The organism is Mesorhizobium sp. M4A.F.Ca.ET.022.05.2.1, assembly GCF_003998845.1.
Lineage (GTDB): Bacteria > Pseudomonadota > Alphaproteobacteria > Rhizobiales > Rhizobiaceae > Mesorhizobium.
Genome location: NZ_RZOJ01000178.1, coordinates 1 through 11,226, shown reverse-complemented (window position 1 = coordinate 11,226; position 11,226 = coordinate 1). Strand labels below are relative to the sequence as shown.

Sequence of the window (11,226 nt, the reverse complement as noted above, 5' to 3'; positions counted from 1 at the left end):
ATCGCATTTCATGCCGGAAGTGGCGGTGGCGACGATCCTGTTTGCGCTGCTCGTCACGGTCGGCATCGGCCTTGCCGGAACCTGGCGGGTGCTAGGCCACAAGGCGGCGCCGGTGCTGCGCAATCTCTGATTTGCCGCGCTGACACCGCCCGACTCGGATTAAATCTTGGTAAGAATGACCGCATAAAGGCCGGCAAAGCAGCTTTTTGCCCTCTCACGAACCGTTACAGCCGGTTACGGTCTTGTCCTTGACGCGAAGAACCATCATATTCCGCGCAGGCATGCTGGAGCCCCTGCCAGCGGCGCCTGGGCCCGAAATGGCCTGACACCGGACGGGGCAGAAGCAACAGAGGAATTCCAATGGCTGATCCCATTCGCAACTACCAGACGCGCGCCGTGCCCGGCGCCCGTGTCGATGCCGACATCGACCAGGGCCTGCGCGCCTATATGATCAAGGTCTACAATCTGATGGGGCTTGGCCTGCTCATCACAGGCCTTGCCGCTATCGGCACGATCATGCTGGCCACCACCACGGACCCGGCCTCGGCGGTCGCCACGCTGCCGAGCGGCGAGATGCTGACCTCGTTCGGCTATGCCATCTTCGGCTCGCCGCTGCGCTGGCTGGTCATTCTCGCCCCGCTCGCCGCCGTGCTGTTCCTGTCGTTCCGCGTCCAGTCGATGAGCGTTTCGGCGGCGCAGACCACGTTCTGGGTCTATGCCGGTCTCGTCGGCCTGTCGCTGTCGTCGATCTTTTTGGTCTACACGACGGCCAGCATCTCGCAGACCTTCTTCGCCACGGCCGCCGCCTTCGGCGCCCTGTCGCTCTATGGCTATACGACCAAGCGCGACCTGACCGCAGTCGGCTCGTTCCTGATCATGGGGCTGTTCGGCCTGATCGTCGCCATGGTGATCAATATCTTCCTGCAGTCCTCGGCGCTGTCGTTCGCGGTTTCGGCGATCGGCGTGCTGATCTTCGCCGGCCTGACCGCCTATGATACGCAGAAGATCAAGGAGATGTATTTCGAGGGCGACGCCACCGACGTCGCCGGCCGCAAGGCCATCATGGGCGCGCTGACGCTTTATCTCGACTTCATCAACCTGTTCATGTTCCTGCTGCAGTTCATGGGCGACCGCCGCTGATCGGCACTGGACCACTGAGTTCACGAAGGGCGGCCCAACGGCCGCCCTTTTCTTTTGTCCGAGCCTTTGCTGTTATGGGAGGCAGATGAGCAGTTTGCATAAATTATGAGCAGCATCACGATCAGAGCCGCAACGACGGCAAACCTCGACCGAATCACGGAAATTTACGCCGATGCAGTGACGCATGGCACCGCGAGCTATGAGCTGGAGCCGCCCAGCCGCGCCGAGATGGGCAGCCGATTCGACAGCCTGGCGGCGGGCGGCTTCCCCTATCTGGTGGCTGAAAGGGATGGCGTCGTGCTCGGCTATGCCTATGCCGGCCCGTTCCGGCCACGCCCTGCCTATCGTTTCGTCGTCGAGGATTCGGTCTATGTCGCGCCCGAGGCCAAGGGTCAGGGTGTCGGGCGTCTGCTGATGCAAGGGCTGATCGAGGCGGCCGAGGCGGCGGGCTTTCGTCAGATTATCGCCGTCATCGGCGACGGCCACGCCGACAGCGCCTCCGTGCGGCTGCACGAGAAGCTCGGCTTCCGCCATTCCGGCCGCCTCGAGGGCTCCGGCTACAAGCACGGACGCTGGCTGGACACGGTCTTCATGCAACTGTCGCTGAATGGCGGGGCAGGACTTGCGCCGGATCCGGATTCGTGGCCGGAGCGGAGGTTCCGTGATGGACTAAGGGGGAACTGAGGAACCGGGGAATTGGAGAACTGAAGAATTGAAGAACAAAAGGAAGGCGGCGGTTACATCAGGCGCTGAGTGCCTTCTTCCCTAATTCTTCAGTTCCTCAGTTCCTCAGTTCCTCAGTTCTCCAGTCCCTCTTCGACTTCCCAGCTCAGGCCTCGATAACCTTCAGCTTGGGATCGAAGACGCCGAGCACGCGGCCGAGCTCCTGGCCGCGCTTCAGGATACGGCCGCCGGCGGCGATGACAGAGAATGCGCCCTGGCGGCGCGCCAGCTTCGGGTCCTTGACGATCTGGAACAGCGGCACCTCGCTGGCGCGGCGGAAGACGGAAAAGACGGCCCGGTCGGAGAGATGGTCAATGGCATAGTCGCGCCATTCATTGGCGGCGACCATGCGTCCGTAGAGCCTGAGGATCTGGTCGAGTTCTCGCCGGTCGAAGCGCACCGGCTGGTCGAGGCGCTCGCGTCGGGCCTCATGCAGCGGGATCAATATTGCGGATGCGTCCCCATCCTCCGTCCCACTGCCACCGCGATCGGTCATGCCTCGATCCTTCGAATGAATCTTCGCCCTCAGAAGTTGGCCCGTTCGCCGTGGAATTGCAAGACCCGGCTAAGCATGCCGGAGCCGCGCTGTTTCCGGAACGTCCAGTCACGTTTGCGAACCGCGTGTTGGAATTGGTGATGCTCTGACACATTGTCGCCACAATTTATCCGCGCTCATGCCCCAATGTCCGACGAGTTTACCGGCGTTGCCTGAGACGGTTCGGTCCGGCACCGGCTCGTAAACCCCAAGCCCCCCGCCCACGGGTCTGCGTCGGATCGAACCAACCTCGGTTTTCCGTTGGAAAATCGGGTGCGACGATCCCAAAACCTAAATGACCGGCGTCAGAAGCAAGCTGACGCCGGTTTTTTATTGCTCGAAGGCTGGGGTCAAAGGCGGTCGGGCTTGCGAATAAACGCAGCGCCGAGGATCGGGCCGGGCATGCCATCCTTACCGACCGACTGCAGCAGCACCGCGCAGCCGGCCTTCTTGGAAATCTCGGTCATCGGCAATTCGTAGCGCTGCGCCTTGCCGTGCCACATGCCGGCGATCTGGATGTCGGAGACAGCGTTCCAATAGGTCAGGCGACGCCCGCTGTTCTCGCCCTGGCCGATCTTGATCGTTTGCGGCGGTTCGAAATAGACGATCACCACGTGGGCGTCGCTCGGGCCGTTGCCGGCGTCGCCGGCATCGATCATGACGCGGTCGCTGGTGTGGCTGACCGTCACGCCGACGCGCATGCCCTCGCCGGTTCGGTCGAGGCGCACCAGCGTGCCGTCGACTTCCTTGCGGCTGGCGCCGTTGACGTGGCTGCGGCCGTTGATCACGGCTTGCGGCGTGTAGACAGAGCGGCTGCCGAAGGCACGCATATAGTCATACTGCCGGTCGGTGTTTTCCTTGCTGCTCAGCGTGTCCTGCCAGCCGAGATAGTCCCAGTAGTTGACGTGATAGGCGAGCGCGACGATGTCCTGCTTGCCGGCAAGCTCGGCAAAGAACTCATCGGCAGGCGGGCAGGAGCTGCAGCCCTGGCTGGTGAAAAGCTCGACCACGCCTAGCGGTTTGTCGGCCTGGGGCTTTTCGAGCTCGCCTGCCAGCGCCGTGCCGGCACATGCCGACAGCGCCAGCGCGAGTGCCGCGAGCCGCGAGGGTTTTGCAAATGCCATGGCCGTTCCGATTCCCGCCGGTGACGCCGGCCTTGTTCTGATTGCCAAAATATGTGGCAGAAGCGCCAGTCAACGGGAAGTCACGTTGCGGTGAAATTTTCACCGTTGCAAGCACGCGCAGGGCCGCAATAGGAAGGGTGCCTGCACTTCACGCCGCGGTTCGATTCGGAGGGCGCATCATCGTCATGTGGCAGACTCTCTTGGCGCCCGTCGACCTTTACTGCGAGCGGACCGGGCCGGAACTTTGGGCCGAGCCGGCCAATGCTTTGACCAATCTTGCCTTTATTGCCGCTGGATTGTGGGGCGTGCGGGAAGTGCGGCGGCATGGGACCGGAACGTTCGCCGCGATTCTGGCCTGGTGGGTGGTGGCGATCGGGATCGGCTCGACGCTGTTCCACACCTTCGCCGTCAAGTTCACGATCTGGGCCGACGTGCTGCCCATCGCCGGCTTCACGCTGGCTTTCACGCTGTTCAACCTGCGCCGGTTTCTCGGTCTGGAGTGGGGCAAGGCGATCGCCGCCTTCGTCGTCTTCTATGCCGCCGCCGGCCTGTTGACCTATGCGGTGCCGGACTGGCTGCGGCAGGCCTCGAACGGCACGACCGGCTACCTGCCGCCGTTCCTGGCGCTTGCCGTCTTTGGCGTATGGACGGCGGCCAGCGGCAGCGGCGCCGGCCGCTATATCCTGGTGGCTGCGGCGATGTTCGTCGTCTCGGTCGGCTGCCGGATGGCTGATCCACTGGTTTGCGCCAGCTTTCCGCTCGGCACGCATTTCCTGTGGCACATCCTCAACGGGCTGATGTTGGGCGTGCTGCTGGCGGCGGTGGCGCGTCAGGGCGCCCCGAAGGGCAGGGGAATAGGGGAGTGCGGCAGCAATGAAGCAGGGAATAGGGTGAAGCTGGGGCAAACGGCCTAACCTTCTGCCCTATTCCCCTACTCCCGTACTGCCTTTCACTATGCTGCCAGATCGCGCAGCACGTATTGCAGGATGCCGCCGTTCTTGAAGTAGTCGAGCTCATCCAGCGTATCGATGCGGCAGATGATCGGCACGTTCTTCACCGTGCCATCGCCATAGGTGACCTTGGCGGCCATCTTCTGGCGCGGCTTGATGGCGTCCAGCCCGTCAATCTCGACGAGCTCGTCACCCTTGAGGTTGAGGGAAGCCCAAGAGGTGCCGTCCTCGAAGACGAAGGGGATGACGCCCATGCCGACCAGGTTCGAGCGGTGGATGCGCTCGAAGGACTGAGCGATGACCGCGCGGACACCAAGGAGGTTCGTTCCCTTGGCCGCCCAGTCGCGCGACGAGCCGTTGCCGTATTCGACGCCGGCGAAGATGACCAGCGGCACGCCTTCCTTCTTGTACTCCATCGCGGCGTCGTAGATCGACATCTCCTCCTTCGAGGGGTAGTGGATGGTGTAGCCGCCCTCGCGGCCGTTCTCGCCCAGCATGTGGTTGCGGATGCGGATGTTGGCGAAGGTGCCGCGCATCATCACCTCATGGTTGCCGCGCCGCGTGCCGTACTGGTTGAAGTCGGCGACGCCGACGCCATGTTCGGTCAGGTACTTGCCGGCCGGCGAGGCGGCCTTGATCGAGCCCGCCGGCGAGATGTGGTCGGTGGTGATCTTGTCCCCGAAGAGGCCGAGCACGCGCGCGCCCTTGATGTCGCCGATCTTGCCGAAGCCCGAGGTCATGCCGGCGAAGTAGGGCGGGTTCTGCACATAGGTCGAGCTGTCGTCCCAGGCATAGGTCTGGCCTTCCGGCGCCTTGACCTTCTGCCAGTATTCGTCGCCCTTGAAGACGTCGGCATATTTGCGGGCGAACAGCTCGCGCGTGACGTTCTTCTCGATGAACTCCTGGATCTCGGCCGCGCTCGGCCAGATGTCCTTGAGGTAGACCGGTTTGCCGTCGCTGCCTTCGCCGAGCGGCTCGGTGGTCAGGTCCTTGGTCACCGTGCCGGCCAGCGCATGGGCGACGACCAGCGGCGGCGACGCGAGATAGTTCGCCTGCACGTCCGGCGAGACGCGGCCCTCGAAGTTGCGGTTGCCGGACAAGACCGCGGCAGCAATCAAGCCTTTGTCATTGATTGTCTTGGAGATCGGCGCCGGCAGCGGGCCGGAATTGCCGATGCAGGTGGTGCAGCCGAAGCCAACCAGGTTGAAGCCGATCTGGTCGAGCTCCTTCTGCAGGCCGGATTTTTCCAGGTATTCGGCGACCACCTGGCTGCCTGGCGCCAGCGAGGTCTTCACCCACGGCTTCTGCTTCAGGCCGACGCGGTTGGCGTTGCGGGCGAGCAGCCCGGCGCCGATCAGCACGCTCGGGTTCGAGGTGTTGGTGCACGAGGTGATGGCGGCGATGACGACGTCGCCATGGCCGAGATCGTGATCGGTCCCTTCGACCGCGTAGCGCTTGGAGATCTCGGCGGCCTTCTTGTACTCGGTCTCCATCGCCTTGGCGAAGCCGGCCGGAATGCCTTCCAGCGCGACGCGGCCCTCAGGGCGCTTCGGGCCTGCCATCGACGGCACGACGTCGCCGAGATCGAGCTCGAGCAGGTCGGTGAAGACCGGGTCGGCGGAGCCGGCGTCGCGCCACATGCCCTGCGCCTTCGAATAGGCCTCGACCAGCGCGATGCGGCTTTCCTCGCGGCCGGACATCGTGAGATACCGGATGGTCTCGCTGTCGACCGGGAAGAAGCCGCAAGTGGCGCCATATTCCGGCGCCATGTTGCCGATGGTGGCGCGGTCGGCCAGTGTCATGTTGGATAGGCCGGGGCCGAAGAACTCGACGAACTTGCCGACAACGCCCTTCTTGCGCAGCATCTGGGTGACGGTGAGCACGAGGTCGGTGGCGGTGACGCCTTCCTTGAGCTTGCCGGTGAGGCGGAAGCCGATGACCTCGGGCAGGAGCATGGAAACCGGCTGGCCAAGCATCGCCGCCTCGGCCTCGATGCCGCCGACGCCCCAGCCGAGCACGCCGAGGCCGTTGATCATGGTGGTGTGCGAATCGGTACCGACGCAGGTGTCGGGATAGGCGGTGGTCTCGCCGTCCTCGCTGTTCGTCCAGACGACCTGGCCAAGATATTCGAGGTTGACCTGGTGGCAGATGCCGGTGCCGGGCGGCACGACGCGGAAGTTGCGGAAGGCCTGCTGGCCCCATTTCAGGAACTTGTAGCGCTCCTCGTTGCGCTCATACTCGAGCTCGACATTGCGGGCGAAGGCCATCGGCGTGCCGAACTCGTCGACGATGACGGAGTGGTCGATGACGAGGTCGACCGGCACCAGCGGGTTGATTTTTTCCGGATCGCCGCCGAGCGCCTTGATGCCGTCGCGCATGGCGGCCAAATCGACCACCGCCGGAACGCCGGTAAAATCCTGCATCAAAACGCGGGCCGGACGGTAAGCGATCTCGACGCCGGCGGTGCCCTTGTCGGTCAGCCAGCCGGCTACCGCCTGGATGCTCTCCTTGGTGACGGAGCGGCCGTCCTCGTTGCGCAGAAGATTCTCCAGCAGCACCTTCATCGAATAGGGCAGCCGGGCAATGCCGGCGAGGCCGTTCTTCTCGGCCTCGGTAAGGTCGAAATAGACATAGTCAGCGCCACCCGCGGTCAGGGTGCGGCGGCATTTGAAACTGTCGAGGGATTTTGACACGTGCGATCCGTCCTTGTCTGTTCAGCCTGAAAGGGAACGGACGCCGATGGCATGCAATCACGCGCAAAGGTGCGGGTACGGCCATTTCCGCTGTCCGCTCCCAAGCAACCCGAGCCGTTCAAGGCGGCGCGTGCGCTGGTTCGGCGCCAATTCTGTTCCCGCGCCGACCGCTGGCACGGATGATCCGCATATAGAGAATTTCCTGGAATAGTTCTAGACAGTCGAAAGGCAAATTTGTGCGATGCGGCGACGGCCGCGAAACGGTGCTTTCGGAACGGGCAATGATGCGGCTGATCGCCGAAAATCTGGGCGGCGAGCGCGGCGGCGAGACGGTCTTTTCCGGCATCGGCTTTGCGCTCGAGAAGGGCGAGGCACTGGTCGTCACCGGCCCGAACGGCGCCGGCAAGTCGACGCTGCTGAGGGTCATCGCCGGACTGCTGCGGACTGCTGAAGGGCAGGTCCGGGTCGAAGGCGGTGGCGAGGCCTTCCCCACGGTCGCCTCGGCCTGCCACTATCTCGGTCATCTCAACGCGATGAAGACGGCATTGAGCGTGGCGGAGAATCTGCGCTTCTGGCGCGACTTTTCCGGTGAGCCGGCGTTTAGCGTGGACGAGGCGCTGGAGACCGTCGGGCTCGGCGGCATCGGCCATCTGCCGTTTGGCTATTTGTCGACCGGGCAAAGGCGGCGCGCCTCGATCGCAAAACTCCTGGTCAGCCACCGGCCGATCTGGCTGCTCGACGAGCCGACGGCGGGGTTGGACAAGGCGTCGGAGGAGAGGTTTGGCGGACTGATGCGGGTGCATCTGGCGGATGGGGGGATCATCGTGGCGGCGACGCATCTGCCGCTTGGGCTGGAAGGGGCGCGCGAGCTGCAAATGAGGGTGGCCGGTTGATGTCGGTGCTCTACGGCGCCCCCCTCTGGCCTGCCGGCCATCTCCCCCACTTGGGGGGAGACTGGCAGCTCCGGCGCCCCGCTCATCTTTTCAATGTTGGTGATTGGCGAAATCGCCGGCGACGTCTGATCTCCCCCCTCGTGGGGGAGATGGCCGGCAGGCCAGAGGGGGGCGCGAAGGAACGCACACCTAACCAGGGGACCGCACCATAATGGGGTCCCTCTTCCTGCGCGATATCCGCCTCTCGATCCGTGCCGGCGGCGGCGCGCTCACCGGGGTCATCTTCTTCCTCGCCGTCATCGCCACCATCCCGTTCGGCGTCGGGCCGGACCTCAACCTGCTTGCCCGTATCGGCCCGGCGATCCTGTGGATCGCGGCCTTGCTCGCCTGCCTGCTTGGCCTCGACCGGCTGTTCCAGGCCGACCGCGAGGACGGCTCGCTCGATCTTCTGGTGCTCGGCCACGACCGCCACATGCTGGCGCTGACGGTGCTGGTGAAATGCCTGGCGCACTGGGCGGGCAGCGTGCTGCCGCTGGTGGTCGCCGCACCGCTGCTTGGGCTGTTCATGAACATGGAGCCGGCCGGCATCGGCGCCACCGCGCTGACGCTTCTCGTCGGCACGCCGGCCATCACCTTGATCGGGGCGGCCGGCGCCGCGGTCGCGGTGGCACTGCCGCGCGGCGGGCTGCTGATCTCGGTGCTGGTGCTGCCGCTCACCATTCCGGTGCTGATCTTCGGCGTCTCGGCAAGCTATGGCGCGGTGGCCGACCCGGCGCCGTTCCTGCAGCCCTTCCTCATTCTTGCCGCGCTGACGCTGTTTCTTGCCGTGCTCGGGCCGGCGGCGGCGGCGCTAGCGCTGCGCCATGGGACGGACTGAGCGATACGGGCTGCGGCGCCGCGGCCAATTGCGAAGCCGGAACGGCGAGGCTAAGGGAAGGCATGAACAAGCAGGGCAAAATGGCCGGGCCGGAATGCCGCGTCCGCGCGGAGCGGCGGGCATGAGTGCGCATGCGCTCTATGTCACGGCTGCCTATGCCATTACGGCGCTGGTGCTGGCGGGGCTGGTCGCATGGATCCTGATCGACCAGCGCGGGCGCAAGCGCGATCTCGCCGAGCTCGAAGCCGCCGGCGTGCGGCGGCGCTCCGACAAGAGCGAGGCCCTCAAGGACAAGGGCGCGAAATCATGACTGAGAGCACGGAAACCGGAACGCCGGCGCCGCGCGCGCGCCGCCTGTTCGTCCTGCTGCCGCTGCTGATCTTCCTGGGGCTGGCCGGGCTGTTCCTGTCGCAGCTCCTGTCCGGCCGCGACGTGTCGGAAGTGCCGTCGGCGCTGATCGGCCTGCCGGCGCCGCAGACCAATCTGCCACCGCTGCAAGGCAGCACGCTGCCGGGGCTCGATTCGAAGTCGTTCGCCGGCAAGGTCACGCTGGTCAATGTCTTCGCCTCATGGTGCGCGCCGTGTCGCGACGAGCATCCGGTGCTGCTCGCTTTGTCGAAGGACAAGCGTTTTGTGCTGGCGGCGCTGAACTACAAGGATGAGCCGGAGAACGCCCGGCGCTTCCTTGGCGAGGTCGGCAATCCCTACCAGGCGATCGGTGTCGACGAGGCCGGGCGGGCGGCTATCGATTGGGGCGTCTACGGCGTGCCGGAAACTTTCGTCGTCGGCAAGGACGGCAAGATCGCCTACAAGCATGTCGGGCCGATTACCGCCGAGTCGGCGGAGACGCTGCTGTTGCCGCAGATCGAAAAGGCGCTGGCGGCGCATTGATATCCAGGTGATGCCGGCCTGCGAACGGCGGCTTCCTGCGCTTCCGGTGCTTACGTACCTAAGTACGCTCCGCTCCGGTTCTCGGAATCCAGCATTCTCGACTCGGCCTGACCTGAATCTCAACGCGCCTGACAGCGCGGAGCTGGTTGGGCCGAAAAGCTCAGCCGTAGATCTGCTTGTGGATCTGGTAGAGCATCTCGGAGCGGTCGGCGCGCATGTCGGCCAGATCGCGGCTGGAGAAGCTGTCGATTTCGGCGACGAGGCGGTTGTACTGGCGGCGCTTGGCGATGTTGGTGCGAGCGCGGGTGACGAGGTTGTCGAAGATCATGGCAGAGGTTCCTTTCGTGCCGCGTTGCCGCGGCGAATTGTTCCTCCCTTGATCGATACGGAGCATGACATAGGATTGGTGCGTTGCAAAAAGAAGATGTTGCAATGCACCATTGCGCTGGGCGCATAGCCGGTTAATGCGACGTCAATTCCGCGGGGCTGGTCGCCGGGCCACAAGCCATACGCCAACTCTCGCCCTTTTTGTATTGCAACTGCGTATTCGCACATTGCCTTCTGGCTAGCGGACTGGCTTGATCCGCGCATTCTGAAATGCCCGGAGGAAAAGCATGACGGCCGCCGATTACGAAGTTCTCGATCCACGTTTTTCGCGGCTGGTCAACAGCAACGAGCGGGTGGAGAAGCTGTTCACCGGCTGCCGCTGGGCGGAAGGTCCGGCCTGGTTCGCCGCCGGCCGCTACCTCGTCTGGTCCGACATCCCCAACAACCGAATGCTGCGCTATGACGAGACCGACGGCAGTGTCAGCGTGTTCCGCCAGCCGTCCGGCAATCCCAACGGCAACACCGTCGACCGGCAGGGCCGGCTGGTCACGTGCGAGCATTCGGGCCGCCGCGTCAGCCGCACCGAGCATGACGGCTCGGTCATCACCATCGCCGACAATTGGCGCGGCAAGCGGCTCAACTCGCCGAACGACGCGGTGGTGAAGTCCGACGGCTCGATCTGGTTCACCGATCCGGCCTACGGCATCGACACCGACTATGAGGGCAATCACGCAGAAAGCGAGATCGGCGCCTGCAACGTCTACCGGGTCGATCCCGGCACGGGGGAGATCGATGCCGTCATCACCGACATGGTGAGACCCAACGGGCTTGCCTTCTCGCTCGACGAAAGCCTGCTTTATGTCGCCGATACCGGCCGCACGCATGGCGCCAAGAACCCGGCGCATATCCGCGTCTTCAACGTCGGCAAGGGTGGCAAGAAGGTTTCGGGCGGCAAGGTCTTCGCCGACTGCACGGCCGGGCTGTTCGACGGGTTCCGTCTCGACGAGGCCGGCCGAATCTGGACAAGCGCCGCCGACGGCATCCATTGCTACGATCCCGACTGCACGCTGATC

The 11,226-nt window shown here is 64.4% G+C and carries 12 protein-coding genes; 8 read left to right on the top strand and 4 right to left on the bottom strand.

From position 1 onward, the window contains the following. Positions 1-360: 360 nt before the first annotated feature. Positions 361-1,140 carry a Bax inhibitor-1/YccA family protein gene (locus EN745_RS19425; RefSeq protein ID WP_126057427.1) on the top strand — a complete coding sequence of 260 codons (780 nt, stop codon included), beginning with the start codon at positions 361-363 and terminating at the stop codon, positions 1,138-1,140. A gap of 105 nt (positions 1,141-1,245) precedes the next feature. Continuing rightward, complete coding sequence (locus EN745_RS19420) at positions 1,246-1,824, top strand: GNAT family N-acetyltransferase (protein ID WP_127422034.1); 579 nt, start codon at positions 1,246-1,248, stop codon at positions 1,822-1,824. Between the two features lie 145 nt (positions 1,825-1,969). Here EN745_RS19420 and EN745_RS19415 read toward each other — a convergent pair whose 3' ends face one another. Together EN745_RS19415 and EN745_RS19410 are read right to left on the bottom strand one after the other, a co-directional pair. Then, positions 1,970-2,359 (bottom strand): DUF2794 domain-containing protein, encoded by a 390-nt coding sequence (locus EN745_RS19415; RefSeq protein WP_126057429.1) that lies wholly within the window; start codon positions 2,357-2,359, stop codon positions 1,970-1,972. A gap of 389 nt (positions 2,360-2,748) precedes the next feature. Continuing rightward, complete coding sequence (locus EN745_RS19410; protein ID WP_127422033.1) at positions 2,749-3,522, bottom strand: thioredoxin family protein; 774 nt, start codon at positions 3,520-3,522, stop codon at positions 2,749-2,751. A gap of 185 nt (positions 3,523-3,707) precedes the next feature. Between EN745_RS19410 and EN745_RS19405 the strand changes: the two genes are divergently transcribed. Continuing rightward, positions 3,708-4,436 (top strand): ceramidase domain-containing protein, encoded by a 729-nt coding sequence (locus EN745_RS19405; protein WP_127422032.1) that lies wholly within the window; start codon positions 3,708-3,710, stop codon positions 4,434-4,436. Between the two features lie 38 nt (positions 4,437-4,474). Here EN745_RS19405 and acnA read toward each other — a convergent pair whose 3' ends face one another. Next, positions 4,475-7,165, bottom strand: coding sequence for an aconitate hydratase AcnA (acnA, locus tag EN745_RS19400; protein ID WP_127422031.1), 2,691 nt, complete (start codon positions 7,163-7,165; stop codon positions 4,475-4,477). A 284-nt stretch (positions 7,166-7,449) separates the two neighbouring features. On the opposite strand from acnA, the gene ccmA reads away from it, so the two are divergent. The 4 genes from ccmA to EN745_RS19375 all read left to right on the top strand — a co-directional run bounded on the left by ccmA (position 7,450) and on the right by EN745_RS19375 (position 9,826). After that, positions 7,450-8,058 (top strand): heme ABC exporter ATP-binding protein CcmA, encoded by a 609-nt coding sequence (gene ccmA, locus EN745_RS19395; protein WP_127422035.1) that lies wholly within the window; start codon positions 7,450-7,452, stop codon positions 8,056-8,058. Between the two features lie 211 nt (positions 8,059-8,269). Then, a complete protein-coding gene (gene ccmB, locus EN745_RS19385) occupies positions 8,270-8,935 on the top strand; it encodes a heme exporter protein CcmB (RefSeq protein WP_126057433.1) in 666 nt (221 codons plus the stop codon). Positions 8,936-9,056: 121 nt separating this feature from the next. Then, entirely contained in the window at positions 9,057-9,245 is a 189-nt protein-coding gene (gene ccmD, locus EN745_RS19380) for a heme exporter protein CcmD (protein WP_126057434.1), read from the top strand. Then, on the top strand, positions 9,242-9,826 hold the full coding sequence (locus tag EN745_RS19375; protein ID WP_126057435.1) for a DsbE family thiol:disulfide interchange protein: 585 nt from the start codon (positions 9,242-9,244) through the stop codon (positions 9,824-9,826). Before ccmD ends, EN745_RS19375 begins: the two co-directional genes overlap by 4 nt. 160 nt (positions 9,827-9,986) lie before the next feature. On the opposite strand, the gene EN745_RS19370 is transcribed toward EN745_RS19375, so the two are convergent. Next, positions 9,987-10,154, bottom strand: coding sequence for a hypothetical protein (locus tag EN745_RS19370; protein WP_126057436.1), 168 nt, complete (start codon positions 10,152-10,154; stop codon positions 9,987-9,989). 286 nt (positions 10,155-10,440) lie between these two features. Here EN745_RS19370 and EN745_RS19365 point away from each other — a divergent pair. After that, positions 10,441-11,226: SMP-30/gluconolactonase/LRE family protein (locus EN745_RS19365; protein WP_145992069.1), on the top strand; the 786-nt coding region annotated here is incomplete at its 3' end.

What these genes read in the sequence shown, in the direction of transcription:
- EN745_RS19425 (WP_126057427.1), top strand. Translation starts at nt 361, where the DNA reads ATGGCTGATCCCATTCGCAACTACCAGACGCGCGCCGTGCCCGGCGCC.
- EN745_RS19420 (WP_127422034.1), top strand. Translation starts at nt 1,246, where the DNA reads ATGAGCAGCATCACGATCAGAGCCGCAACGACGGCAAACCTCGACCGA.
- EN745_RS19415 (WP_126057429.1), bottom strand. Translation starts at nt 2,359, where the DNA reads ATGACCGATCGCGGTGGCAGTGGGACGGAGGATGGGGACGCATCCGCA.
- EN745_RS19410 (WP_127422033.1), bottom strand. Translation starts at nt 3,522, where the DNA reads ATGGCATTTGCAAAACCCTCGCGGCTCGCGGCACTCGCGCTGGCGCTG.
- EN745_RS19405 (WP_127422032.1), top strand. Translation starts at nt 3,708, where the DNA reads ATGTGGCAGACTCTCTTGGCGCCCGTCGACCTTTACTGCGAGCGGACC.
- ccmA (WP_127422035.1), top strand. Translation starts at nt 7,450, where the DNA reads ATGCGGCTGATCGCCGAAAATCTGGGCGGCGAGCGCGGCGGCGAGACG.
- ccmB (WP_126057433.1), top strand. Translation starts at nt 8,270, where the DNA reads ATGGGGTCCCTCTTCCTGCGCGATATCCGCCTCTCGATCCGTGCCGGC.
- ccmD (WP_126057434.1), top strand. Translation starts at nt 9,057, where the DNA reads ATGAGTGCGCATGCGCTCTATGTCACGGCTGCCTATGCCATTACGGCG.
- EN745_RS19375 (WP_126057435.1), top strand. Translation starts at nt 9,242, where the DNA reads ATGACTGAGAGCACGGAAACCGGAACGCCGGCGCCGCGCGCGCGCCGC.
- EN745_RS19370 (WP_126057436.1), bottom strand. Translation starts at nt 10,154, where the DNA reads ATGATCTTCGACAACCTCGTCACCCGCGCTCGCACCAACATCGCCAAG.